Annotated in this window: 22 protein-coding genes; 15 read left to right on the top strand and 7 right to left on the bottom strand. The window is 68.8% G+C overall.

Features of this window, described 5'->3' with window-relative positions:
* Positions 1-32 precede the first annotated feature (32 nt).
* The 5 genes from TFC3_RS29070 (at position 33) to TFC3_RS29050 (ending at position 5,111) form a co-directional block, all read left to right on the top strand.
* Positions 33-818: an ABC transporter ATP-binding protein gene (locus TFC3_RS29070; protein ID WP_082772592.1), complete on the top strand. Its 786-nt coding sequence runs from the start codon at positions 33-35 to the stop codon at positions 816-818.
* Complete coding sequence (locus tag TFC3_RS29065) at positions 815-3,367, top strand: ABC transporter permease (protein WP_067508469.1); 2,553 nt, start codon at positions 815-817, stop codon at positions 3,365-3,367. Before TFC3_RS29070 ends, TFC3_RS29065 begins: the two co-directional genes overlap by 4 nt.
* Positions 3,368-3,640: 273 nt before the next feature.
* On the top strand, positions 3,641-4,294 hold the full coding sequence (locus TFC3_RS29060) for a Crp/Fnr family transcriptional regulator (protein WP_153040532.1): 654 nt from the start codon (positions 3,641-3,643) through the stop codon (positions 4,292-4,294).
* On the top strand, positions 4,291-4,614 hold the full coding sequence (locus tag TFC3_RS29055) for a hypothetical protein (protein ID WP_067508467.1): 324 nt from the start codon (positions 4,291-4,293) through the stop codon (positions 4,612-4,614). Before TFC3_RS29060 ends, TFC3_RS29055 begins: the two co-directional genes overlap by 4 nt.
* Before the next feature lie 2 nt (positions 4,615-4,616).
* A complete protein-coding gene (locus TFC3_RS29050) occupies positions 4,617-5,111 on the top strand; it encodes a hypothetical protein (RefSeq protein ID WP_067508465.1) in 495 nt (164 codons plus the stop codon).
* Here TFC3_RS29050 and TFC3_RS29045 read toward each other — a convergent pair.
* Genes TFC3_RS29045 through TFC3_RS39700 form a run of 3 tightly spaced genes read right to left on the bottom strand, consistent with a single transcriptional unit; the run spans position 5,089 to position 10,858 of the window.
* Positions 5,089-7,050, bottom strand: coding sequence for a response regulator (locus TFC3_RS29045; protein WP_067508464.1), 1,962 nt, complete (start codon positions 7,048-7,050; stop codon positions 5,089-5,091). The genes TFC3_RS29050 and TFC3_RS29045 overlap by 23 nt on opposite strands.
* Positions 7,047-8,111 (bottom strand): chemotaxis-specific protein-glutamate methyltransferase CheB, encoded by a 1,065-nt coding sequence (gene cheB / locus TFC3_RS29040; RefSeq protein ID WP_067508462.1) that lies wholly within the window; start codon positions 8,109-8,111, stop codon positions 7,047-7,049. The genes TFC3_RS29045 and cheB overlap by 4 nt, the downstream gene beginning before the upstream one ends.
* Entirely contained in the window at positions 8,108-10,858 is a 2,751-nt protein-coding gene (locus TFC3_RS39700; RefSeq protein ID WP_067508460.1) for a protein kinase, read from the bottom strand. Before TFC3_RS39700 ends, cheB begins: the two co-directional genes overlap by 4 nt.
* Before the next feature lie 101 nt (positions 10,859-10,959).
* Here TFC3_RS39700 and TFC3_RS36370 point away from each other — a divergent pair, with 101 nt between their 5' ends.
* The 7 genes from TFC3_RS36370 to TFC3_RS29010 all read left to right on the top strand — a co-directional run bounded on the left by TFC3_RS36370 (position 10,960) and on the right by TFC3_RS29010 (position 16,399).
* Positions 10,960-11,157 (top strand): acyl-CoA carboxylase epsilon subunit, encoded by a 198-nt coding sequence (locus TFC3_RS36370; RefSeq protein WP_082772590.1) that lies wholly within the window; start codon positions 10,960-10,962, stop codon positions 11,155-11,157.
* A gap of 121 nt (positions 11,158-11,278) precedes the next feature.
* Positions 11,279-11,698, top strand: a complete 420-nt coding sequence (locus TFC3_RS29030; protein ID WP_067508458.1) for a hypothetical protein — start codon at positions 11,279-11,281, stop codon at positions 11,696-11,698.
* Complete coding sequence (locus tag TFC3_RS37455) at positions 11,698-13,224, top strand: hypothetical protein (RefSeq protein WP_153040530.1); 1,527 nt, start codon at positions 11,698-11,700, stop codon at positions 13,222-13,224. Before TFC3_RS29030 ends, TFC3_RS37455 begins: the two co-directional genes overlap by 1 nt.
* Complete coding sequence (gene mycP, locus TFC3_RS36365; protein WP_082772589.1) at positions 13,221-14,342, top strand: type VII secretion-associated serine protease mycosin; 1,122 nt, start codon at positions 13,221-13,223, stop codon at positions 14,340-14,342. Before TFC3_RS37455 ends, mycP begins: the two co-directional genes overlap by 4 nt.
* Positions 14,339-14,959 carry a nucleoside triphosphate pyrophosphatase gene (locus TFC3_RS29020; protein ID WP_067508455.1) on the top strand — a complete coding sequence of 207 codons (621 nt, stop codon included), beginning with the start codon at positions 14,339-14,341 and terminating at the stop codon, positions 14,957-14,959. The genes mycP and TFC3_RS29020 overlap by 4 nt, the downstream gene beginning before the upstream one ends.
* A gap of 57 nt (positions 14,960-15,016) precedes the next feature.
* Complete coding sequence (locus TFC3_RS29015; protein WP_067509793.1) at positions 15,017-15,715, top strand: M50 family metallopeptidase; 699 nt, start codon at positions 15,017-15,019, stop codon at positions 15,713-15,715.
* 48 nt (positions 15,716-15,763) lie between these two features.
* Entirely contained in the window at positions 15,764-16,399 is a 636-nt protein-coding gene (locus TFC3_RS29010; protein ID WP_067508453.1) for a M50 family metallopeptidase, read from the top strand.
* 7 nt (positions 16,400-16,406) lie between these two features.
* Here the strand turns inward: TFC3_RS29010 and TFC3_RS29005 are convergent, their stop codons facing one another.
* A complete protein-coding gene (locus TFC3_RS29005; protein WP_067508452.1) occupies positions 16,407-17,984 on the bottom strand; it encodes an acyl-CoA carboxylase subunit beta in 1,578 nt (525 codons plus the stop codon).
* A gap of 2,413 nt (positions 17,985-20,397) precedes the next feature.
* Here TFC3_RS29005 and TFC3_RS29000 point away from each other — a divergent pair.
* Positions 20,398-21,252: a biotin--[acetyl-CoA-carboxylase] ligase gene (locus tag TFC3_RS29000; protein WP_067508450.1), complete on the top strand. Its 855-nt coding sequence runs from the start codon at positions 20,398-20,400 to the stop codon at positions 21,250-21,252.
* 4 nt (positions 21,253-21,256) lie between these two features.
* Positions 21,257-21,868, top strand: a complete 612-nt coding sequence (locus TFC3_RS28995; protein ID WP_067508448.1) for a PH domain-containing protein — start codon at positions 21,257-21,259, stop codon at positions 21,866-21,868.
* Here the strand turns inward: TFC3_RS28995 and TFC3_RS28990 are convergent.
* The 3 genes from TFC3_RS28990 to TFC3_RS28980 form a co-directional block, all read right to left on the bottom strand.
* A complete protein-coding gene (locus TFC3_RS28990) occupies positions 21,795-22,358 on the bottom strand; it encodes a GtrA family protein (RefSeq protein ID WP_067508446.1) in 564 nt (187 codons plus the stop codon). The genes TFC3_RS28995 and TFC3_RS28990 overlap by 74 nt on opposite strands.
* Positions 22,359-22,419: 61 nt before the next feature.
* Positions 22,420-23,058 carry a GtrA family protein gene (locus tag TFC3_RS28985; protein WP_082772588.1) on the bottom strand — a complete coding sequence of 213 codons (639 nt, stop codon included), beginning with the start codon at positions 23,056-23,058 and terminating at the stop codon, positions 22,420-22,422.
* Positions 23,039-23,827, bottom strand: coding sequence for a sigma-70 family RNA polymerase sigma factor (locus TFC3_RS28980; protein ID WP_067508442.1), 789 nt, complete (start codon positions 23,825-23,827; stop codon positions 23,039-23,041). Before TFC3_RS28980 ends, TFC3_RS28985 begins: the two co-directional genes overlap by 20 nt.
* 219 nt (positions 23,828-24,046) lie before the next feature.
* Here TFC3_RS28980 and TFC3_RS28975 point away from each other — a divergent pair, with 219 nt between their 5' ends.
* Positions 24,047-25,813 (top strand): phosphoenolpyruvate carboxykinase (GTP), encoded by a 1,767-nt coding sequence (locus TFC3_RS28975; protein ID WP_067508440.1) that lies wholly within the window; start codon positions 24,047-24,049, stop codon positions 25,811-25,813.
* Positions 25,814-25,815: the final 2 nt, after the last annotated feature.

Raw genomic sequence — 25,815 nt, 5'->3', positions numbered from 1 at the left:
AACACCAACCGCAGCACTTTCCTGGAGGCTTGATGTACCCGCAGTCCATGGCCACCGCCCCGGCGGTCACGCTTGGCGCAGAAGACGGTGGTACGGCGGTCGCGGCCGTGGACCTGGTCAAGGTGTACGGCAGCGGCGACACCGCCGTGCGGGCCCTCGACGGGGTCACCGTCGGCTTCGCCCGCGCCCAGTTCACCGCGATCATGGGCCCGTCCGGCTCCGGCAAGTCCACCCTGATGCACTGCCTGGCCGGGCTCGACACGGCCACCTCGGGGCGGGCGCTGCTCGGCGGCACCGACCTGACCGTGCAGGGCGACCGGGTGCTGACCAAGGTGCGCCGCGAGCGCATCGGCTTCATCTTCCAGTCCTTCAACCTGCTGCCGCAGCTGACCGCCGAGCAGAACATCCTGCTCCCGCTCGACCTGGCCGGCCGGAGCCCCGAGCGCGGGCTGCTCGCCCGCCTCACCGAGCAGCTGGGCCTGACCGGGCGGCTCACCCACCGCCCCGGCGAGCTCTCCGGCGGTCAGCAGCAGCGCGTCGCCGTGGCCCGGGCGCTGATCTCGCGGCCCGAGGTGGTCTTCGCCGACGAGCCGACCGGTAACCTCGACTCCCGCTCGGGCGCGGAGGTGCTGACCTTCCTGCAGACCTCGGTACGCGAGCTCGGCCAGACGGTCGTCATGGTGACCCACGACCCGGCCGCCGCCGCGTACGCCGACCGCGTGGTGATGCTCGCCGACGGGCGCATCGCCGGTGACCTCGATCGCCCCAGCCACGCCGCCATCGCCGCCGCCCTGCAGGAACTGGGAGCGCACCGGTGAAGGTTCTCGGCACCCAGCTGGCCGGCGTCGCCCGTCGCCCGGCTCGTCTGCTGCTCACCGGCCTGGCCGTACTCGTCGCCTCGTTCGTCGTCTACGCCACCGTGCTGGCCCGCGACATCACCGAGAAGACGGTGCTGGACGGGCTCAGCGGCACCCCGGCCGCCGTCGACCTGGTCGTCGGCAGCCAGGAGGGCTCGGCGGAGCTGCACGCCCCCGAGCTTGCCAAGATCAAGGCGGTGCCCGGGGTGGCCGAGGCGATCGGGGGCCTGACGGCCTACGCCCAGGTGGGCACGAACTCCCAGCAGTACCTCGACGTGGCTGCCGACCCGGGTAGCGGGCCGCTGTCGCAGGTGACGGTGAGCAAGGGCTCGTACCCCTCGAAGCCCGGACAGATCGCCGTCACCCAGCGCACCGCGGACCGGATGGGCCTGCCGCTGGGCTCCACGGTGTCGCTGGCCAGCCAGTTCGACGACAAGGGTAAGCCGCTGCACCCGGTGCAGATGACCGTCACGGCGCTGGTGGAGGCGAAGGAGGACTTCGGGACCAACGCGTACGCGTCGCAGCCGGTGGTCAGCAAGCTCAACGGGGGCGACCAGCTCGACCGCATCGAGGTGCGCCTGCAGCCGGGCGCCGACGCCGGCGCCGTGACCGCCGCGGTGCAGCAGATCATCCACGCCGCCCCGGCCACGCCGGAAACCGTGCTCCCGCAGGTGTTCACCGGTGAGGAGCAGCGCTCGTTCGAGGCCCACCGGGCCGCCAGCGACGTCGACGTCCTGTTCGCCGTGGTGGGCGTCTTCGTGGCCGTCGCGGTGTTCGCCGCCGGGCTGGTCGCCGCGTCCACCTTCCGCATCGTGTTCGCCCAGCGCATGCGTCAGCTGGCGCTGCTGCGCACGATCGGCGCCGGACGCGGTGCGCTGTGGCGGGCGCTGGCCGTCGAAGGCGCGCTGACCGGGCTCGCCGCCGGGCTCGCCGGTGTGCTCCTGGCCATCGCGGCCGGGCTGGCGCTGCCGCCGCTGCTGCGATCCGGTGGAGTGCACCTGGCCTCACCGACGATCTCGCTGCTCCCGCTGCTCGGCGTGCTGCTGCTGGCCGTGGTGGTGACCGTGGTGGCCGTGCTGTCCCCGGCCTTCTCGGCAGCCCGGGTCGCGCCGCTGGAAGCCCTGCGCGCGGCCGGCGCCACCCAGGGCAAGCGTGGCATCGGCGTGGTCCGGGGCGTCTTCGGCGGCTTGGTCGCGCTGGGCGCGGCAGGCCTGGCCGGCTACGTGCTGACCAATCTGCCCGAGCGGGGTGCCGCGAACGACAACCTGCAGGATCTGCTGACGGCCGTGGTCGCGTCCGCGGCGCTGGCCTTCGTCGCCCTCATCGTGCTGGGCCCGCTGGTCGTGCGCCCGGTGCTGGCCGGCGTGGCGGTGGCCCTGCGCGGGCTCGGCCCGGTCGGCCGGCTCGCCGTGGGCGGGGTCGGGGGAGCCACCCGGCGCGCGGCTGCGGTGTCCGTGGTCGTGGCGCTCGGCGTCGCCCTGATCTCCGGGGTCGTGGTGGGCGGGGCCTCGGTGCGGGTGGTCGCCCAGCGCGACCTGGCCACCTCCAGCCCGGCCGACTTCGAGCTGACCACCCAGGGCGACGAGCGGATCCCGGCGCAGCTGCTCGAACGCGCCCGGCAGAGCACCGACCTGACCCACGCCACCGGCTACCGCAAGCAGCAGGTGACGCTGGGCGCGAGCGAGGACTCGTACACCGTCACCGACCTGAGCCTGACGACGCTGCCCGCGCTGGAGCAGCTCGACGTCAAGGACGGCTCGCTGGCCGCGCTGGGCCCCGGCAAGGCGGTGGTCTCCGGCTGGCTGTCGGAAGTCAACCACCTGAACGTGGGCGACACGGTCACGATGCTCAACGGCAAGAAGAAGGCCAGCGTCGAGGTGGTGGCCGTGCTCCCGGATTCGGCGCCGCTGCAGGCCGCCATGGTGCTGGACCCGGCTCAGCTGACCGCGCTCGGTACGCCGGCCACGCTGGACGGCATCCTCGCCGACTCCGCAAAGTCCGGTGAGGACGGCCGGACCGCCGCGCAGCAGGCGATGACCCAGCTGATGCAGGGCAGCACCGGGCTCGGCCTGACCCCGCTGGCCGATGCGCGCGACGAGACGAACAAGGTGATCACCGGTGTGCTGGCGGTGGCGCTGGGCCTGGTCGGGCTGACCGTGCTCATCGCGGTCGTGGGCGTGGGTACCACCGTGGCGCTCTCGGTGGTCGAACGCGTGCGCGAGGCCGGGCTGCTGCGCGCGGTCGGTCTGTCCCGGGCCGGGTTGCGCTCGATGCTGACCACCGAGTCGGCCCTGTACGGGGTGCTCGGCGCGGTGCTCGGACTGCTGCTCGGCGTGCCGTACGCGTGGCTGGCCATCCGTACCCTGAACCTGCAGGCACCTTTCGCCTTCCCGCTGTGGCAGCTCGCGCTGGTGTTCCTGGCACTGGTGGCGTTGACCCTGCTGGCCGGTGTGCTGCCGGCGCGCAAGGCCGCGAAGGTGAGCCCGGTCGTGGCGCTGTCCGCGGAATGATCGCTCAACGACCTGCCGGACCCGTGAGCTTCGGCCCGGCAGGTCGTTGACGTGGTGTGCGAAGACGATGGGTACTCGCGGCCGCGGCCGTGCTGATGCTTGCCTTCCAGCCGGTGGCCTCGGCCGCCACCAGCGACGATCCGCACCGAGGCGCCGGTCGTTGCGATGCCGCTGACCATGAACCCGCCGCACCTGGGCGGGTGCATCCTATGGTGCTCATGAAAGTGTCGTTCTACACTTTCGAATGTGGCGACGATCCCCTTTGATCAGCCGATGCCTCTCCTCTCCGACGAGGAGTTGGCCGCGTTGGAAGCGGTGGGGCACCCGATTCACCGAGCGTCCGGCCATCCCTTCTTCCTCGAGGGCGAGCCGGGTGACTTCGCCTTGCTCCTCAAGAAGGGGCATGTCAAAGCCACCCGTGGCCGGCCGCCGCGCATCATCGACATCCGGGGTCCCGGTCAGATCGTTGGCGAGATGGCGGTCATCCGCGGGCAGCCCCGGATGGCCAGCATCGTGGCGTTCGACGACGTGGAGGCGCTGTACCTGCCCGGCGCGAAGTGGCTGGAGTTCCTGTACGCCCACCCGCGGGCCATGCACGCCCTGCTCGCCATGACCGACGACGTGGCCGACCGCGCCACCATGCGCACCGTCGAATCCGAGCTGGTGATCGAACAGCAACTGGCCAAGCGGCTCGTCGAGCTGTCGGACCTGGGGCTGGGCCGGGCCGGCGATGACGGCAGCGTCACGCTGAGGTTGAGTCAGCAGGATCTCGCGGCTCTGATCGGAGCAAAGAAGCTCGACTCCGTGAAGAAGGTCATCGGGAAGCTGAAGGCTTCCGGCATCGTGGGGACAGGACGGCAGATGATCACAATCGTGCAGCTACCCGTCCTGCGCCGGGTCGCCGACGGCGACCTCACGGTGTCGTGACCGGTCTGCTGATGCCGGACTATCTGCTCAACGAGGCGGCCGGCGGGGTTGCGGTGTTCGCCGTCATCCTCGGTCTGGCCTCGGTGCTGCGGACCTGGATCGAACAACAGGCCCGCACCCGCCGGCTGGCGAAGGCGCTCGAGAACACGCGGCCGAGTGAGCGACCCAAAATCATCATTGCGTGCAGCCAGCTGGAAGGACAGCCCCCCGCTGATGCAGGCAGGGTGGGGCATGCCGAACAGGCAGCGACTCCCGGACCGGCCCAGTCCTCCGCCTTGGTGCGGGAGACCAGACGAATCCTTCGACGGCAAGGAATGTGATCATGCCCCAGGTGCACCGCTCGGTGAGCCTTGCCGACGATCGCCTGATTCGCGAGCTGGTCGAGCTGGTGACCAAGCTCGAGCTCGACTGCAGGGATTTCGTCGTCTTCGGCAGCGGCCCGTTGCTGGCGCACGGGCTGCGTACGCACCTGCGCGATGTCGATGTGGTCGCTCGCGGCGCCGTCTGGCAGCGCGTCCAGGATTGCGGCGCGCCTGCCGTCGGGGACCTCAACGGCGCGCCCATGGCCTTGTTCTGCGACGGGTTGATTCAGTTCTCACCGGGATGGATCTCCCCGGAATGGGACGCCGACCAGCTCATCGACAACGCGGAAATGATCGAAGGCCTGCCGTTCGCCCGGCTTGCCGACGTGCTCAGATACAAGCAGGCGCTGGACCGTCCCAAGGACCGAGCCGACATAGCGGCCCTGAACCGGTGGCTGAACCCGGGCGCCTCGCCGGCTGCCCCCGGCCTCATCAGCGAGCCGGGGGCAGGGTGAACCAGAACGTGGCGCCGCGGCCGTCTTCGCCTTCGGCGTGGATTTCGCCGCCGTGGCGTTCGATGGCCCGGTGCACCGTGGTCAGGCCGATGCCGGTGCCCGGGAAGTCCTCGGCGTTGTGCAGGCGGGCGAACGGGCGGAACAGCTCGATCGCCTTGCCTGCCGGGAACCCGGCTCCGTTGTCCTTGACGTGGTAGCGCGGGTTGTCGCCGGGGCCGCTCCAGCCGACCTCGATCACCGGGTGCTCGATCTTGCGGGTGAACTTGAACGCGTTGTTCACCAGGTTCTCCAGGATCACCCGGACCAGGCCCTCGTCGGCGTCGACGGTCATGTCGGCGGCCACGACGAAGTCGAGTTTGCGCCCCGGTTCGCGGGCGTGCACCTCGCCGATCACCTGCCAGGCGGTCATGGTCAGGTCGAAGTGCTGGCGGCGCAGGTCGCCGCGGCTGGCCCGGGCCAGGATGAGCAGCGACTCGACCAGGTCGGCCATGCGCAGCGCGGCGGCGTGGATGCGCTGCACCCGGTGACGGGCCTGCTCGCCGAGCGGCTCGATGTCCTCGTCCTCGAGGATGGTCTCGGCGAAGCTGCTGATGATCTGCAGGGGTCCGCGCAGGTCGTGCGACACCGAGCCGCTGAACGCCTCCAGCTCCCGGTTGCGCCACTCCAGCTCCTCGACCAGCGCGGCCCGGGTCTCGGCGAGCTGGCGGGCGGCGCGTTCCCCGGCCGCGTCGAGCTCACGGCGCATGAGTTCCTCGCGGATGCGGCGGCTCTCGTCCAGCGACTGCTTGCGGCGGATCTGGGAGCGTACGTGCGCTCGAAGGGTTTCCGCCCCGTCATCCCAGCGCAGGTAATCGTCGGCGCCCGCGGCGAGGCACTCCAGCAGCGCGTCCTCGTGCTCGCCGGTTATCACCAGCGGCGTCTCGCCGATGACCGGCACCTCCTTGATCCGCTTGCACAGCTCGGCGGCACCGGCGCCCAGCCCGAGCACGATGCAGTCCACCGGCTGCGCGGCCAGCAGGTTGAGCGCGTCATCGCCGTTGCCGGCCTCCACCACGTCGTAGCCGTCGGTGCGCAGCGCCCCGGCCAGCTCGGCCAGCCGGCACCGCTCGGCGGTCACCGTCAGCACCTTGCCCGGCCCGTGCAGGCTGCCGATGGCTTCGAAGGGCAACTTCTCGGCGCTGGTCCGCAGCACCGCAGCCAGCTTGGCCAGCACTACGGCGAGGTCCTGCTGCTTGCGCACGAACGCATCCGCGCCCGCCTCCAGCATCTGCACCTCGGTGGCGTAGTCGTCGGCCGCCGTCATCAACAGGCAGGGCGTGTCACGCAGCGCCGGGTCCAGGCGCATCCGCCGGATCACCGTGGCGCCGTCGATGCCCGGCATCACCCCGTCCACGATGACCGCCTGGGGACGGCGATCCGCGGCCGTGCGCAGGCCCTCCTCGCCGGAAGCCGCGGTGAGCACGGCGTAGCCCTCGGGTTGGAGCAACGCGCGCAGCTGCTCGCGGAAGGTCAGGCTGTCGTCGATGACCAGCACCGTCGTGGCCATCGAGGGCACCTGCCCGGTGCGCTCGCCGAGCAGCTGGCGGCAGCGGGCCACCACGTAGCCCGCGTCATAGGGTTTGCCGACGTACTCGTCCGCGCCGGTACGCAGCCCGTGCAGCCGGTGGGCCACCTCGGCCTCGCTGGACAGCAGCACGGTGACAGTGGTGTCGCCGCCGGCCCGCGAACGCAGCTCGGTGAGCAGCTCCACGCCGTCGGCGTCGGGCAGCAGCACGTCGAGCACCGCCACGTCGAAACCACCGGCGGCGAACGCGGCGCGGGCCTGCTCACCGGTGGCGCACAGGATGGTGGCGAAGCCGTCGGCCTCGAAGGACTCGTGCAGGTCCATCCGTACGGTCAGGCTGTCGTCGACGATCAGCACGGTGGGGGTGGCAGTCATCGGGTCACCCCGGTAGCGGTGGCCAGCTCGGCCAGGCGGGCGGCGATGCGGGCCGGGGGCATGATGTGCGCGGCGGCACCGAGCAGCGCGGCTTCGCGGGGCATGCCGTACACCACGCAACTGGCCTCGTCCTGGGCGAACGTGACCGCACCGCGGGCCCGCATGCGCAGCAGCCCCTCGGCGCCGTCGCGGCCCATGCCGGTGAGCAGCACGCCGGTGGCCGCCCCGCCGTACTCCGGCGCCACCGACTCGAACAGCACGTCCACCGAGGGCCGGCAGGAGTGCCGGGGCGGGGCGTCGCTGAGCCGCACCAAGCCGTCGCGCAGGAGTATGTGCCGGTCCGGCGGGGCCAGCAGCACCCGCCCGGTCAGCGAACGCGTGGGCACGCCGTCGGTGGCGTAGCTGACCGCGCGGCCGGTCTGCCCGGCCAGCCAGTCGGAGAACGCCACGGCGAACGGTTCGCTGGCCGCGATGTGCTGCACGATGAGCACCGGCGTACGGAAGGTCGGCGGCAATCCGCGCAGCAACTCGGTCAGCGCGCCGGGACCGCCGGTGGACGAGCCGACCACCACCACGCCGGGCGGGCCCGCGGGGACCGGGATGCTCACCGGCGGGGCGGGTTCGGTGCGCACCGACCGGTTGGCCAGCCGGGCCCGGGGGTGGGTGATCACCCGGATCCGCGACACCATCCGCACGCAGCCGCACAGCCGCCGTCCCCAGTTGGCGTCCGAGGCGTCCCCGCGCGGCTTCTCCAGCACGTCGACCGCGCCCGCGGCGAGGGCGTTGTAGGTGCTGAACAGCTCCTGCCGGTCGGCCGAGGAGACCACCAGGATCGGGGTGGGGGTCTCGGCCATGATGTGCTCGGTGGCCTCCAGCCCGCTCATCGTGGGCAGCATCATGTCCATGGTCACCACGTCGGGGCGCAGCCGGCGGACCATCTCCACGGCTTGGTCGCCGTCCACCGCCTCGCCGACCACCTGCAGCTCCGGGTCCCCGGCGAGCGACTCGCGCAGCAGGTGGCGCATGGTCGCCGAATCCTCGACCACCAGCACCCGGATCATGATGCGACCAGCCTGCGGATGTGGGCGAGCAGCTCCTCCTGGTTGAACTCGCCCTTGACCACATAGGCGCTCGCCCCGGCCGCGGCGCCGCGCGCCCGGTCCTCGGCGCTGGCGCGCGAGCTGACCAGGATCGCCGGTACCTTGGCCAGCCCGGGGTCGGCGCGGGTTTGCTCGACGAACTCGAAGCCGTTGATGCCGGGCATGTCGATGTCGGTGAGGAACAGCCCGTACTCGCGCCCCCGGGCGCGTTCCAGACCCTCCTCACCGGAGGCGGCCAGGTCCACTTCGAACCCGGCCGATTCCAGGATGCTGCGCTCCAGCATGCGCGTGGTCAGCGAGTCGTCCACCACCAGGATGGGCAGGCGCCGCGCGGGCTCGGGCACCGCCACCCCGCCGGAACCGGATCGGGCCGTCTCGGCGATCAGGCCCTGCGCGTCGAGCACCAGCCGCGGATTGCCGTCCAGATCCATCGACACACCACCGATCACCGGAGCAGCAGGAGCAAGATCAGGCAGCGGCCGTACGACCAAAGTAGACGTCCCCGCCAGCCGATCCACCCCCACCGCCACCGAGTCCCCGTCCGCGGCAACGATCACCGCCACCCCGGGCCCACCGCCCTCGGGCACCGCCGTACCCGCATACAACGCCCGGGCCAGCGGCAGGAACGGCACCGCCTCACCGTTGTGCGCCAGCTTGCCGGTTACCGCCGCGGTGGTGGCCTGCTCGGGCAGCAGGCGCACACAGGTCCGCACGGCGTCCAGCGGCACCGTCGCCACCGTGCCGGCCGCCTCGACGATCAGCCCGTGCAGCGACAGCAGCGCCAGCGGCAGCACAAGTTCGATGGTGGTGCCCCGGCCGGTTCCGGTCCGCACGGCCACGTCGCCGCCGAGCTGGTCGGCCACGTCGCGCGCGACATCCAGCCCGATGCCCCGCCCGGCCACCTCGGTGACCGTGGGGGAGGTGCTGATCCCGCCGCGCAGCACCAGGTCCACCAGGGTCTGCTGATCCGGCTCGGTGCTGCCCGGCATGAGCAGGCCGCGGGCCAGCGCCGTACGGCGCACCGCGGCCAGGTCGAAGCCCCGCCCGTCGTCGGTGCACAAGAACGCCGCGTACCGCCCGCGCCGCTGGATCTCCACCACCACGTGACCCTCGGCCGGCTTGCCCGCGGCGGCCCGGCCCGGCTCGTCCTCGATGCCGTGCACCACGGCGTTGCGCACCACGTGCGACAGCGCGCCGCTGGCCAGCGCCAGCACCTGCGGGTCCATCCGCAGCTCCCCGCCGCGGCCCTCGAAGCGGATCCGTTTGCCCTCGGTGTCGGCCGCATCGCGCACGGCCCGGTGCAGCGCGGTGAAAATGCTGAAGGCCGGAACCAGGCGCAGCCGCTCGGCCCGGCCGCGCACCTCATCCAGCTCGCGTTCGACCTGCTCGACGGTGTCGGTCAGCTGGCGGCCCATCATGCCCAGGTCGGCGGCCAGGCGCACGGCGGCGTTGCGGGCCGCCTCGGCCTGCCCCGGCGTGCGCCCGACCCGTAGCTGGTAGGCCAGCGACTCGGCCGCGCGGTGCAGCCGGTCGAGCGTGGTGGTGCCGGTGCGCAGCGGGGAGAACCGGGCGTGGGCCTCACCGACCGCGTCCAGTAGCTCGTCCACATCGCTGGGGGTGGCGCGGGCCGGCTCGGCTCGTTCCCTCGCCTTGTCCTCCACGGGCTTGACGTCGGGCGGCTTGATCTCCACCGGCATCTCGGCCGCAGGTTCGGCTGCCGGGGCCGGGGCCGGGGCGGGTGCCGGTGCGCCGCCCGAATTGGTGACCGGCGGGCGCGGGCCGGGGACGACGGGGGCGCTGGCTGACACGCCCGGGACGACCGGCGGACGTTCGCGGCCCACGCCCGGACGGCGCATCGTCGGGCTCATCGGGAAGGCGAGCTTCGAGCGGCGGCCGGCGGCGCGCAGGGGCAGGCGTTCGGCCTCTTCGGCGTTGATGCGGTGCGCCGGGTCCTTGCGGAGCAGGCCGTTGAGGACGGGCTTGAGCGGGCCTGCGTTGCGGGCCGGCGGCGGGTTTTCGGTGGCCAGCGCGGCGAGTGTTGCGATCGCGGACGGGCGCGCGAAGGGGGAGGCCCCTTCGACGGCCGCGTAAAGGGTCGCGCCAAGGGACCAGAGGTCGGCGCCGGGTCCGGCTGTGCCGTCGCGCGCGCGCTCGGGGGCAATATAGGCCGGAGAGCCGAGGACCAATCCCGTACGGGTGACGTTCGGGTCGCCCGGGACTGTGGCGAGTCCGAAGTCCGTCAGTACGACCCGGCCGTCCTCGCCGATGAGCACGTTGCCCGGCTTGACGTCGCGGTGCACCACGCCGGCGCGGTGAGCTGCCCGGAGGGCGCCGAGCACACCCAGCCCGATTTCGGCCGCGCGGACCGGGTTGAAAGGGCCGTCCGCGGCGAGGATGTCCTGAAGGGAGCGGGATGGCACGTACTCCATCACGATCCACGGGTCGGCGTCCGTGCGGAGGACGTCGAAAACACGTACCACGTTGATGTTGTTCAGCCGGGCGATCGCCCGCGCCTCACGCAGCGAGCGTTCCCGCATCTCCTGCCGCTCGTCGGGAGTAAGCCCAGGTGGCGGGACCAACTCCTTGATCGCGACGTCACGGTGCAGGACGACATCGGTCGCCCGCCAGACACGACCCATCCCGCCCTGACCGAGCGGCGCGACGAGCCGGTAGCGGTCAGCGACAACAAGCGGGGGGGAAGTAGACATCACGCAGAAAATACCCGGTCATGTCGAGCGGCAGCGAATCGATCAGCCGAGGGTGGGATCCGTGTCACCGAGTAACCACCGCAAGACCGTACGCTTGATCAATGAACGAGGAACCCCTGGTCAGCGTGGTACGCGGAGAGCCAGCCCCGGAAGAGCTAGCAGCGCTGATCGTGGCCCTGACCAGCCTATCCACGCCCGCTGATCCCGCCCCGGCGCCCGCTCCCCCGGCGACCTGGGCGAGCAGCGCCCACCCCGGCTACCGGCCCGCTTCCTGGCGTGCATCGGGCTTGCCTGCCTGAGCAACCCTGTCCATAGACAGGTCTCGGTATGGGCGCAGCTGTCCACAGCCCCGGCACGGGGTCGAAACTCCCAGCCCGGACCGATTACGCTCACGGGAGTTTTTCGTACGCTCGGGGGAGGGTGTTTCAGTTGATTCCGGAGGAGGACCGCGCGCCGGCCTGGCTCAGCGACTACGGCGCCATCGAAGCGGACATCTCTGCGATGGAGGACTTCGCCAAGGCGCTGACCTCGGAGGTTGCGGACGGGTACGACCCGCACGTCACCCAGGTCGCCCAGGTGATGAAGGACGACCTGCCGACAGGATTCCCGCGTTTCGTTGAGATGGGGCACTTCCTTTCCCGGCACAACGAGGTGAAGAACGAAACCCTCGCGAACACGTACAACTTCGGCATCGGAACCAGCAATGCAGCAGCCGCGGCCGCGAAGATCAGCGATGACTACAAGGCGTCGGATGCCTTCGCGTACGCGACCGTCAACGACGTGAAAGACGCCTTCGCCGAGTCGGCACCCGTGCCCGCCGAAAGGGGGGAGAACGGCTGATGCTGGCTGCAGACTCCGGTGGTGGCCTGTCCGGCGGCACCGACTGGAACGCTACCGACGTCAAATACATGTGGTCGGCCGTCGAGAACCACGACACCGACGCATACTTCAACGTCGTCATCAACGGCTGGCAAGCGACCGCCGACCTGATCAGCGCGCACATCAGCCGCGTTTCGACGTACCGGGACAACCTGGCCTCGGCGTGGTCCCCGAAGAAGAGCGAAGCCTCGGCGGCGTACATCGGTCGGCTCAACCAACTGATCGCTCACCTCAACGAGACCCTCACCGCGACGTCGGCAAACATCACGGCCTTCCGCACGGTGGCCTCCGACCTGGCCGTCGCTCAGATCAAGCTCAAGCCGATCCTGGAGCAGTACGAGGCCAACGAGAAGGCCAACCTCGACTGGCAGTCAGCCAAGAACGCCGCCGACAAGACAGCAGCCCCAGCGCCCACGGCCTCGCCAACCCCGTCGCCCTCACCTTCCCCGCCGCCGGTTCCATCAACGCCGCCAGTGTCTTCGGCGCACCAGGAGCAACTGAACAACCAGGCGCGAGTGATCATGTTCGACCTGAGCTCGTCGGTGTTGAGTGGGCAGGCGGGATTGAAGGCCCCGAAGCCGTATCAGCCAAACGACGAAGGTTTGGTGGGCGGCGGCGAGGGCGAAGGTAAACGAACCGACGGGTCCAACTTCACAGCTACGCCCTTCATCACCCCCTCCGGCGGGGTTGCGGTGGACAGTTCGCGACCGGGCGGGTCTACGAGCCCCCCATCGCATGTCGGGGCTCCGGTGCCTTCTTCGACGACAGTCCCGGTGCATCAGAGTCCGATTGGTACCTCACCTGGGCCGACACCCGTCGCTGCTCCTCCCGGGACCGGACCCATCCTCGGAGGAGTCAGCCCGGTTCCCGTGACGACGGGTCCCGGCGTCGTGTCTCCTCTGCCCGGTTCACCACCGCCGATCTCACCCCTTCCCGGAAGCTCCGGCGGCATGCCGGGGATCATCGGCACGCCGGGTATGGTGCTGCCCCCAGGCTTGCTTCCGGGAGGCGCTGTCTCACCCAAGGGGTTTGTTAAGCCTGGCTCTGTGGGTGTTCCAGGGAGTCGGTCAGCCATGCCGTCAGGCGGGGTCATTGGCGCGACTCCGGGTAGCGGGATGGTTGGCCAGATGCCGAACAAAAGCGGATCAGCCTCACGGTTCAGCGCCGGAGGACGGGCGAACCCCGTTGGTGGCGTCATCGGGCAACAAGGCGCGATGGCCCCTGGGATAAACGGGCGTCAAGCTGCTACTGGCCGGACGGCTGGCGGTACTCGTTCCGGAGAAGCGTCTGGTGCCACACGATCAACAACTGGCGATATGCTGAGTCGGACCGGCAGAGCTGGTCGTAAGAGCGAAGGTCGCGACGAGGTATCACAGTGGGATCCGAATAACCCCTGGGTCACGGACGAAGGCGTTGATCCCGTACTGATGCCTAGCCCTGAGCCTGGCCCGATCGATCCTGGGCCGGCAATTGGCTATCAAAGATGATGAAGAAAACTTCCGTTGTCGCGGCAGTGGCGCTGGCTTTCGCCAGCGCCACTGCGTTCGGTGTACCAGCCTTTGCAGATGGCATACGCGATAAGCAGTGGCACCTGAGCTACTTAAAAGTGTTGCAGGCGCAGCGTAGGAGCACGGGTAAAGGTGTTGTAGTAGCGGTGCTCGACAGCGGTGTTAGTAAACACTCCGACCTCTCAGGCAGCCTGCTGGCGGGCACTGATCTAGTTGGTAGTGATGGAAACGGCCAAGACGATGTCGAGGGTCATGGCACTGCAGTGGCTGGTCTGATCGCCGCACACGGGAAAAACGGCAATGGGGCGTGGGGGATAGCTCCAGACGCCAAGATTCTTCCAGTTCGAGTCTTCAGGACTGGAGACAAGAGCGCTGAGCTGGCATCTGGTATCGATTACGCGGTGTCGCAGGGCGCCGGAGTCATCAATATGTCGATATCCGTTTCGGCTACCCCAGAACTTTTGGCGTCAGTCAATAAGGCGACTAACGCTGGTGTGGTGCTCGTTGCCGGAGTAGGGAACCGCCCCTCGTCCGTGTCTGTGACACCGCCAGCATCTCTTCCCGGAGTTCTCGGAGTGGGGGCGATCGGGCGATCAGGAGAGCTGGGCAAGATTTCGGTCACCGGTAAGAGCGTCGATATTGCGGCGCCAGGCGAGGACATAGAAAGCACATACAAGCGTGGCGATTACCTAAAAAATGGCAATGGGACGTCGTACTCTTCAGCAATTGTCGCGGGTGCCGCTGCGCTGCTCCGTAGTAAGTTTCCTCAGATGAGTGCTGCAGATGTTGTCGAACGTCTTGAATCCACCGCCGTAGATAAAGGCGCTCCCGGTGTCGACAACGAATACGGTCACGGCGTTCTTGACATCGTTGCCGCCTTGAACGGCGACGGCTCCGCCACTACCGAGCCGTCTGCGACCGCCGCCACGCCGAACACCAACCCGTCCAGCCGGACCCCCGTGGCCGCCGAGCCAGCGTCCTCCTCGAAAGGCAGCAGCTCCGCCCTCTTCATCGGTGGCGTCGTCCTCGTCGTCCTCCTCGGCGGCGTTGTAGCCTTCTTTGCGCTCCGGTCGAGGAAAGGGCAAGCCACAAGGTGACCGACAACAAGCTGAGCTTCGTTCTGGCCTCCGCCAGTCCAGCGCGTCTTGCTCTCCTCAAGGCGGCCGGCTTCGACCCTGAGGTCCGTGTCAGCGGCGTTGACGAGTCAGTCATCAGGACCGACGACCCCGCTGAGCTCTCCGTCACCTTGGCGCGTCTGAAAGCTCAGGCCGTCGCCGCCACGTTGCCTGTGCGGGATGCCGTGCTGCTTGGCTGCGATTCGGTGCTTGCCTTTGACGGACGTATTCTTGGGAAGCCGCGGGATGCCGATGAGGCCACCAAGGGCTGGCAGGCCATGCGAGGTCAGCAGGGCGTTCTGCACACCGGCCATCACCTCATCGACCTTCGCACCGGCCAGGCCGTTGAGGGCGTGGGCAAGACGGTCGTGCAATTTGCCGATGTCAGCGACGACGAGATCGGCGCGTATGTTGCGTCGGGGGAGCCGCTTTATGTCGCCGGGGCTTTCACTATTGATGGGCTTGGCGGGCCGTTTGTGGAGCGGATTGAGGGCGACCACGGCAACGTAGTCGGGGTTTCTCTGCCGCTGCTACGCCGCCTGCTGGGTGAGGTCGGCGTCACTGTTCCGCAGCTTTGGGCTGAGAACGAGCAGCGCTGATCGGCTACGCTTCCGCGGGTGTCGATCCACTCGGTGAATGACCTCTGGGACACGCTGATGAGCGCCCAGCCTGACCCTCCCGGCCTTCTGGTCCTCGTCACGGCCATCATGGGGTTCGTGGCGGTGGCGTTCCGGCCGGTGTGGCGGATCGCCCGTAACGCCGTGACCATCGCTCATGAGGGCGGGCATGCGCTGGCTGCTTTGCTGACTGGGCGAAAATTGCGGGGTATCCGGCTGGAATTCGATACGTCGGGGCTGACGCTTTCCGCTGGGCGGCCGACCGGGCCGGGCATGATGTTTACGCTGCTCGCGGGTTATGTCGCCCCCTCACTGGTGGGGTTGGGCGGGGCCTGGCTGCTGGGCGGGAACCGCATCACCCTGCTCCTTTGGCTGGTTGTTGTCCTTCTCCTGCTCATGCTCATCAACATCCGGAACGTATTCGGTGTCGTTTCTGTCGTCGTCACCGGGGCAATTGTGCTGGCGGTTTCATGGAATGCATCGGCGCAAGTGCAGGCGGCCTTTGCGTACGCGGGCGTATGGTTCCTTCTCTTTGGTGGTGTGCGTCCCGTTTTTGAATTGCAGCGGTTGCGCAGCCGCGGGCGGATGCCGGAGTCCGATGCCGATCAACTTGCCGGAATCACCCATGTCCCGGCGCTTTTCTGGGTGGGCGTTTTCTTCCTTGTGGATATCGCCGCGTTGGTGATCGGGGCGTTCATGCTAGCCGGACAGTGGCTGCCAAACGTCAGCGCGACGTGACCGAACGGCAGATGTGAGTGGCGCCGGCTGACGGCTAGCGTCCGGGGCATGGCCTGGACGTCCGCAATAGTCGCGTGGGTCGCGGTGGTGCCGCTGTGGCGATTCACGAGGTACACGATGGTGCTCGCGCACGAGGGCGGGCATGCGATGTTCGGGGCATTGTTCGGTCAGAAGATCAGCAGCGTAACCGTTTCCAGCGGCGGTGGCGGCGTCACGAATTTCCCCAACAAGATTCCGTGGCTGGCCGACCTGGTCATCACCCTGGCCGGCTATCTCGGACCCTCGGCTCTGGGGCTCAGCGGCGTTTTCCTTCTTCTGCATCACAAACACGAGGCCGTCCTGTGGGCCGGCTTGATGCTGCTCGCCCTCATCCTGATAAAGGTACGTAACCTGCTCGCATTCCTGGCAGTAATCGGGACTGGAGTCGTCCTTTACTGGGTCGCCACCCAATGGCCGGACCCCGCTCAGCTCGCGTTCGGCTATTTCTGGGTCTGGTTTCTGCTCTTCGGCGGCGTGCGCATGATAACGAACCTTTTCTGGGCCACCTATCGGCAGGATGACAGCTCCGATGCCGCTGTTCTTGAGAAGCTGACGTTCCTGCCTGATGTGCTGTGGCTTGCCGTTTTCTGGCTCGGTTCAATGGCCGCCCTGGTTTACGGTGGAGCGAAACTGCTGAACCCGTGAAAGGAGCTCAGAGCGGGATGTTACCGTGCTTCTTCGGCGGCAACTTCTCCCGTTTGGTGCGCAGAGTTCGCAGCGCCCGAGTCACTTGCACCCGAGTTTGCGAGGGCTCGATGACCGCGTCGACATAGCCACGTTCGGCCGCGATATACGGGTTCGCGAGGGTGTCCTCGTACTCCTGAATGCGAGCACTTCGAAGCGCGGCGGGATCCTCGGCAGCCGCCAGCTCACCCCGGTAGAGGATGTTGACCGCACCTGGTGCACCCATCACCGCGATCTGTGCGGTCGGCCAGGCGAAGTTCAGGTCCGCCCCCAAATGCTTCGAGCCCATCACGTCGTAGGCACCGCCGTAAGCCTTGCGGGTGATCACTGTGACCTTCGGGACGGTCGCTTCGGCGTACGCGTAAATGAGTTTTGCTCCTCGCCGGATGATGCCGTCCCATTCCTGGCCCGTTCCCGGAAGGAACCCCGGCACGTCGACGAATGTGAGAACCGGAATGTTGAACGCATCGCAGGTACGCACAAAGCGCGCGGCCTTCTCCGACGCGGCAATGTCCAGCGTGCCCGCGAAGTGCAGCGGTTGATTGGCCACCACGCCGACCGGGCGCCCCTCGACGCGACCGAAACCGATCACGATGTTCTGCGCGTACAGCGGCTGGACCTCGAGAAAGTCCTCGACAACGGCCTCGATCACCGTGTGGATGTCGTAGGGCTGGTTGGCCGAGTCCGGAACCAGCCTGTCCAGCGCCAGGTCGTCCTCCGACGGGGAAAGCGACGCGGGGGCATCGAACGCGGCCGGCTCGTCCAAGTTGTTGCTCGGCAGGTAGGTGAGCAGCGCTCGGACATAATCGATGGCGTCTTCTTCGTCGCTGGCCAGATAGTGCGCATTTCCGCTGCGGGTGTTGTGCGTGTGGGCGCCGCCCAGCTCCTCCATGCCGACGTCCTCGCCGGTGACCGTGCGAATCACGTCCGGCCCGGTGATGAACATGTGCGAGGTCTGGTCCACCATCACGGTGAAATCGGTGATCGCCGGCGAATACACGGCGCCACCGGCACACGGGCCCATGATGAGCGAGATCTGCGGGATCACGCCGCTCGCTCGTACGTTCCGGAAGAAGATGTCGGCGTAAAGTCCCAGCGCGACCACGCCTTCTTGAATGCGCGCCCCACCGGAATCGTTGATGCCGATGACCGGGCAGCCGATCTTCATCGCGAGATCGAGCACCTTGACGATCTTCTCGCCGAACACTTCACCGAGCGACCCGCCGAAAACCGTGAAATCCTGCGAGAAGACGCACACCTGGCGCCCGTCGACGGTGCCGTGACCGGTAACAACGCCATCGCCGTACGGCCGATTCTTGTCCAGACCGAAGTTTGTCGAACGGTGTCGCGCGAGCTCATCCAACTCGACGAACGACCCCTCATCGAGCAGCATCTCGATGCGTTCCCGCGCCGTTTTCTTGCCCCGGGCATGCTGTTTCTCGACCGCGCGCTCGGAACCGGCATGCGTGGCTTCCTCGCGCCGCCGCGCCAGGTCCGCGAGCTTGCCTGCCGTAGTGTGGATGTCGGCCTGTTGCTCGGTCGTCACAGTGCTGCCTCCACTCGCCCGTGCCCAGCTCGCGCCCGGCGCCGCAAAGATCGTATCGAGCGCATTGCGCCCCCGCCCGTCCCTACCGTCGGTACGCGTGCGTTTCGTTCCTAATGCACCATTCGTTACAACCCCCGTGACGACATGGATGACCCCCGTCGGCGTGCTTCTGATCGTCGGTGGCATCGCCACGCTCATCGTTTTCCGCCGCGCTCTGTTCGCCCCCGGCGGCCCCGACGAGCACACCCGCCGCCTCGACAAAAAAGCGGCGCAAGGCGCTGCCCCCCACAAAAAGCAACGCGCCTCAGAAAAGCCGCCCTTTCCTGGTACGCCGGAAGCGCACCAATCACCAACCCGCCCCATGCGCCAACATACGAGTGGTGCTACCGCGGGGTCGGTGCCAGTGATCTGGACAACGGGTGGTGCTACTGGTTCACCGGTTCAGGATGGGCCGATGGGTGGTGCCGGGCCGATTCGTAGCGCCCGGCCCATGGCGGGGCCTGGGCCGACGGCTCAGGCTGCGTCGACCGCCGGAGCCGGGCCGATGGCTGGAGGTAGGCGAACGTCTCCGGATGGGCTGGTGCCCAGGGGGCAGACGCCCCGGTCGGGTGGCTCGCCTCGTCCGGCCAGTTTCGTGCCGGGAACTGGGCCGTCTTACTCGGCGGGGTCGTTCTCCGCTGCCGAGTCTTCGCGTGAGGTCGAGGCCGCGCCCACATTCGGGCCTTCGCGCGAGGCGGGGGCCGTGCCGGCCGGTGAATCGGAGGGTACGGCCGCGCCCATGATGTCTTTGCGGGCGGCGCTGCCTCCTGCGCGCGGCTCGAGGTCCCGCGGTGGTGACGGTACGGCGGAGGGGCGCGCCTTCCCGGGTGAGTCCGGGGAGCGCGGGGGAGGTTCCTCAATGGCGTCGCGCGGCGTCCTTGGGGACTCAAATGACGCCGGCGAGGCGCCGGCTGTGGATTTCGCGGCCGGGGCTTTTGCGCCGCCAATGAGGCAGTCGCGGTCGGCTTCTGCTCGGGAGGCTGCGGCGAGAAACCGCAACTCGGATCCTCGGCGGGATCGCGACGGCGTCATGAGGAACCAGAACGGCGTCAGGGGGAATCGGGACGCCGTTGCGAGGAACTTCGGCGATGCCCGGGGGAATCACGAAGCTGCCCCCACTGAAAACGGCGATCAAGGCCGAAACGCTGCGCCCGCTGGGGAGCGCCCCTCGCGGTTCCGTGATCCCGCAGCCAAGGCCCCGGAACCGATCGTTCCCGGCCCGCGGAACAGCCGGCACCTGTGGCCGACGATGAACACCGCCGATAGCGAGCCTCACCAGCCGGCTGGGACTGCCGAGGCGCTTGAGGGGCGGAAGACGACACCCACGGACGTACGGCCAATTGATCTTTCGGCGGCCACTAAGGCTGAGCCTGCGCAGGATAGCGGGATTGTTGAGATTCCCGTGCTCGGCTTTGCGGCCTCCGACGACATGGACTGGCTGGCGGACCAGGATTTGCACGCCGCGCACCAGCCTGGCGGTCGGTTCCGGATGGACGATTCTTTCGGGGGCGAGGGACGCACCAGTCGTCGGTACGGTGATCGAGTCGAGGGGTGGGTGCGGCCTGAGTACCGTGATGAGCCGGCGATCGGTTCGTCGTGGAGCCCGGCGCCGGACAGCGGTTATGGCTGGCCGGTTCCGGTGGAGCGCCTTCCCGAGGTGCCGCCTGCGGACGTGCCGGGGTACGACTCGGAGCCTACGGCCGTGGTGCCTCAATGGCCGCTGATCAGCCCGGACAATCGGTCCACTATCGGCATCGGAAACCCGGAGCAGCCTCGAGCTTGGCCGCCGATGAACGCAAGCGCTGCCGAGCTGCTGCAAAGCCCGTCGGCGCCTACAGCCGAAGAGTCCGGAAGCCGAGCGTCGAGGAGAGCAGCGGGCCGCAGGGACCACGAAACCAGAAGGGCAGTAACCCCTGAGCTACGGCAAGCAGTAACGGCCGACCCCCGCGAAGCCAGGCGGGAAAGGCCGGCCAGCGCCTCCGAAATCGCCGCCCTCCCCGTCCGCCAGCGAGGCAAGCGACCCGAGACCCCGGTGTACGCCGGCCGGGAGGAGAGCGTCGAGGGTCCCATCTGGACCGTCCCGGATCTTCCCGATGCGGTGTTGCCCGACCTGACGTGGGCGCCGGAAAATGGTGTGCGATCGGACCGGCGGCAGGCTGTAGATGCTTCGACCGAGACGTTCGCGCCGGTTGATCAGGAGGGTGGGCGCTCCAGGCCTCGCCCACGTCCGCGGCCCGGCGCCGGCTCGGACCCGGCGGACGCCCGCAGCACCGTCTACGTCAGCCGGCATGCAGCAGAGCCCAGACAGCCGAGCGAAGCGCAGCCAACAAGACAGCCCCGGAGCAGGGAATAACACAAGCCGTACGCTGGGGCGATGCCCTCCTCGCCGTACAACGATCTGACCCGGCCGCCGCTGGCTGCGCGGGCCCTGCAGCGGGCGCTCATCACGCCGGGCAGTCTCTGGCGCCGTCTTGATGTGGTCAGCGCGACCGGTTCGACGAACGCCGACGTGGCCCTCGCCGCCCATCAGGATGCCGGTGAGGGCCTCGTCGTTGTGGCCGAGGAGCAGCAGGCCGGCAGGGGGCGCCGCGACCGCCAGTGGGTGTCGCCGCCGCGCGCCGGGTTGACGCTGAGCGTGCTGCTGCGGCCGGGGGCGAAGGACGACGATCGGGGCTGGCCGGCCGCCTCGCAGCGCTCGTGGGGATGGCTTCCCCTGCTGGCCGGGGTGGCGTTGCGTGAGGCCGTCGAGCGGATCGGGGAGGTCGACGCGAGCTTGAAGTGGCCTAATGACCTGCTGCTCGGCAACGCCAAGGCGGCCGGGATCCTGGCCGAGGTGGCCGGGGATGCGGTTGTCGTGGGGATCGGGCTCAACGTCAGCACCCGCGCCGATGAGCTTCCGGAGACCACCGGGCTACCAGCTACTTCTTTGCTGGTGCAGGGGGCTAAGAGCACTGATCGGGACCCGTTGCTGCGGGCTTTCCTACGCGGGTTTGCGCAGTGGTATGCCGGGTGGCGGGAGGCCGGCGGGGACGCCGAGATGTGCGGGTTGCTGGCCGCGTATCGGCGGGGGTGTTCCACGCTGGGGCGGGAGGTGCGGGTGTTGCTGCCTGACGGGGGCGAGATTACCGGGGTGGCGACGGCTGTGGACGGCGATGGGCAGCTTGTGGTTCGTACGGCTGATGATGCCGAGCGGCGCGTCTCGGCGGGGGCAGTGTTGCACGTACGCTGAGCCGGTGGCCTTTCCGGACGAAGTCCTCACCGAGCAGGAGCAAGTCGTCCTTCACCTGCATCCGCACGCCAAGGCCGCCGTACGTCCGGTGCTGGTCCTGCTCCTGACCATCGCCCTGGTCATCATGGTCTGGGTGATGTTGCCGCCCACCACGGGCGGGCTGATCGGGGTGTGCGGGATCGGGGCCTTCTCGCTCTTCTTCGCGGTGACCCGGGGAGTGTGGCCGCTGCTGGTGTGGCGCAGCACCCATTACGTCTTCACCGATGAGCGGATTCTGCTGCAGGACGGTGTGGTGGCCCGGGAGCGACGGGATCTGCCGCTCAACCGGATCAACGACCACATCACCAACCAGTCGCTGCTGGATCGGCTGCTCGGATGCGGCACGCTCACCGTTGATTCCATCGGTGAGCGGGCCGCCGTGCTGGCTTCCGTGCCGCACGTCCAAGTGGTGCAGACGAAGCTGTACGAACTCATCGAGACCGACCGGGAGCTGCGGCCAGACGATGAGGAAGAGGACGAGGTCGTGCCCGAGCTGCCGGCGTTCAGACAGCGCGGCGCTGGGCGTCGATCTCGTGGGCGATCTCCGCGTCCAAGCGGCCCTCCGCCTCGGCGCTGAGCTCGGCCAGCCCGGCCACCACGTCCATCTCGGCGACGGCGGCCTCGTGGCCGTCGACGGCGGGCTTGAGGAAGACGAAGGTGCGGTAGGCCCAGAAGCGGAAGACCGTGGCGACGGCGATGCCCAGCACGGTGACGCCCATGAACATCACGGCGTCCTTCTCCTCGGTCAGCCCGAAGCCGTACTTGCCGATGGCCACTGCGCCCGACTGGATCACCATGCCGGCCAGGTTGAACCCGAAGAACAGGGTGTATTCGCGGCGCAGCGCGGTGCGGGTGTGGTGCCGGTAGGTCCAGAAGCGGTTGGCGAGGTAGGCCAGCGTGGTCGTGATGAGCGTGGCCACGATGCTGGCCTTCACGGCGCCGATGCCCAGCAGGGCCCAGGTGATCGCCATGTAGAGCAGGGTGTTGCCGGCGCCGATCACGCCGAAGGCGAGGGCCTCGGGGGCGAGGTGGCGCAGACGTTCCATCAGCGGGCGGGCTGAAGCCATTGGGCAACCTTACGGGGGGAAGGGCGCGGACGACGGACGATACCCGTGCAGTGGAACGTCGTCACATTCGCCGGACGACGGTTGACGTCGTCGGGTGGGTGGGGTGCGGTGCCACCTCGTCGACCGGCACGGCCGGGTCTGCCGGGGCGGGCGCGGGGGCCGGCTCCGGGACTACGGTCTCGCCGAAAACAAAGCGGCGGTACGACCAGAAACGGAACAGCGTGCCCACCGCGGTGCCAACCAGTTGGCCGGAGATATTGTCCGCGAGCGGGGTCTGGAATTCGGGCCAGATCGAGCCGAGCCCGTAGTGGCTGATGGCCAGGCAGGCCAGGCCGATGCCCAGTCCGACGCCGTTGAGCAGGAAGAACACGGTGTACTGGCGGGCCATGCCGGCATGCGAGCGGTGCCGCCAGGTCCAGAACCGGTTGCCCAGGAACGCCACGGTGGTGGCCAGCACGGTCGAGCAGGTCTTCGCGAGCAGCGACTCCATGCCGCTGCGCAGCAACACGTTGAAGATCACGAAGTCGATGGCGAACGCGACGCCGCCGACCGCGCCGAACTTGCTGAGCTCGCGTAGCAGTGCCCCGAAGCGTGCCCGCAGGGCGGGCAGGAGCGCGGCAGCGGGCACGGATCCGAGAGTACCGGCGCTTGTCACCCCCGGCCCCTTTCGTGAGCGACTCTTAATCCAGCGGACGCGCATGGTTCCGCTGCCGGTACGGACGGTAGTGGCCCTGGTGGACTTCCGTTATCTCGGCCAGCCGCGCCCGGCACTCGGCGCACCAGCGGAGATGGTTCTCCAGCCGTACGGAATCCCGCTGGGCCAACCGCCCCCGAACCCGCCCGCCGAGTCGTTCCCCGGCCCACCGGCACTCGGGTGGATCGGCCACGGCCACGTGCTGCTGCAGGTAGAGCCGGCGCAGCCCCTCGCGAGCCCGGTGCGCGAGCACGGCCACCGCGTTCGGGGTCAGGCCGAGCTGCGGCGCCACCTCGGCCGGGCTGGCCCCCTCCACCTCGGTACGCCACAGCACGTCGCGCCACCTGTCCGGCAGCGCACGGAAGGCCCGGGCCGCGTACGTGCGCTCCAGCCGGTCCAGGGCCGGGTCGAGGAACGGCTGCCCCTCGTCGTAGCGGGTCAGGTCGTCGGTGAACTCGAGCCGCCGGTCCCGCCGCGCCCGGTGGTAGCAGACGTGGCGCAGCGTGGTGGTGAGGTACGCCCGGAACGCCACCAGCGGCCCCCGCCCGGCCCGCAGCGCCGCGAACACCTTGGCGAACGTCTCGGCGACCAGGTCGTCGACATCGGCCGGGTCGGAGACCAGCCGGTAGGCGAACGCCCGAGCCGCCCCGAGGTGCCGTTCGTAGAGCACGCCGTACGCCGCGGTGTCGCCCGCCCGCACCGCGGCCAGCAGATCAGAGTCCGCATCCCGGGACGGGGTACCGCCACGCGAAGAGGCGCCGTAGGGCGAAGCCATCGTGCCTCCCGAGGGGGTAAGACCTGATCGCGGCAAGCTTAAGCCAATTTGTCCGTTTTGTGAAAGTGGCCGGAATAGTGCGCAGTAGTGTGCCGAGAATCGAAGAATCGAACGCAAATGCGCAGCGTTGCTTAATAATGTGCGGTCTTGCACACGTCAGACCGAATAAATTCGCCTACTCTGCTGGGAACACCCGAGCCAAGGCGAAGGGATCCACGGATGGAAAAGGCGAAGCTAGGGGATTGGGTCGATCAGGTAACAGCACTCACCACCCCGGATCGCGTCGTTTGGTGCGACGGCTCCGAGCAGGAATGGCACCGCCTCACCGATGAGCTCGTGGCAGCCGGCACGCTCGTGCGGCTCGACCCCGGCCACCGGCCCAACTCGTTCTGGGCGCGCACCGATCCGGGGGACGTCGCCCGGGTCGAGGAACGCACGTTCATCTGCTCCGCCGATCCCGCCGACGCCGGTCCGACGAACAACTGGATGGCCCCGGCGCAGATGAAGGCGACGATGACGCAGCTCTACCGCGGCTGCATGCGCGGGCGCACCATGTACGTCGTCCCGTTCTGCATGGGCCCGCTGGACGCCCCGAACCCCATGTTCGGCGTCGAGATCACCGACAGCGCCTACGTGGTCGCATCGATGCGGATCATGACCCGGATGGGCACCGCGGTGCTGGCGGCGATGGGGGAGGAAGCCGATTTCGTGCCGGCCCTGCACTCGGTCGGGGCCCCGGGATCCACGGCGGCATGGCCGTGCAACGAGACCAAGTACATCTCGCATTTCCCGGAGACCAGGGAGATCTGGTCGTACGGATCCGGGTACGGCGGCAACTCGCTGCTCGGCAAGAAGTGCTTCGCGTTGCGGATCGCCAGCGTGGCCGCCCGCGACGAGGGCTGGCTGGCCGAGCACATGCTGATCATGAAGCTGACCTCACCCGAGGGCCGGGTCCGCTACCTGGCGGGGGCGTTCCCATCGGCGTGCGGCAAGACGAACCTGGCGATGCTGGAGCCCACCCTGCCCGGCTGGAAGGTGGAGACGGTCGGCGACGACATCGCCTGGATGCGCTTCGGTGCGGACGGGCGGCTGTGGGCCACCAACCCGGAGTACGGCCTGTTCGGCGTGGCCCCGGGCACCGACCAGCACACCAACCCCAACGCGATGCGCACGCTGGCCCGTGGCAACTCGATCTTCACCAACGTGGCGCTCACCGATGACGGCGACGTCTGGTGGGAGGGGATGGGGGAGCCGCCCGCGCACCTGACCGACTGGCGGGGCCAGGACTGGACGCCGGATGCGCCGGAGCCGTCGAGCCATCCGAACAGCCGCTTCTGCACACCCATCAACCAGTGCCCGATCCTGGCCCCCGAGTACGACGACCCGCGCGGCGTACCGATCGATGCGATCTTGTTCGGAGGCCGCCGCCGCACCACGGTCCCGCTGGTCACCGAGGCTCGTGACTGGGTGCACGGGGTGTACTTCGGCGCCACGCTCTCCTCCGAGACGACCGCCGCGGCGACCGGGAAGGTCGGGGTGGTGCGCCGCGACCCGATGGCGATGCTGCCGTTCATCGGCTATCACGCCGGCGACTACTTCAACCATTGGATCGAACTCGGCAAGGGCGACAGCCAGAAGCTGCCCAGGATCTTCTATGTCAACTGGTTCCGCCGCGACGACGACGGGCGGTTCCTGTGGCCCGGCTTCGGTGAGAACTCCCGGGTGCTCAAGTGGATCGCCGGGCGCCTGGACGGCTCGGGGGAAGCCGTGGAGACACCGATCGGGCAGGTGCCGGCCCCGGGCGCGCTCGATTTGACCGGGCTGGAGCTCGACCCGGCCGACGTCGAGGCGGTGTTGCGGGTGGATCCCGAGGAGTGGCGGGCCGAGCTGCCACAGGTCGAGCAGTGGTTCGCCAGGTTCGGCGACAAGCTGCCGGCGGTGCTGTGGTCCGAGTTGGACGCATTAAAAGCTCGCCTGGCTGGGTAACC

It is taken from the genome of Actinoplanes sp. TFC3 (genome assembly GCF_001553785.1).
Classification (GTDB): Bacteria; Actinomycetota; Actinomycetes; order Mycobacteriales; family Micromonosporaceae; genus Actinoplanes.
The sequence above is the reverse complement of the archived record's forward strand: the minus strand, read 5'-3'. Positions and strand labels throughout refer to the sequence as shown.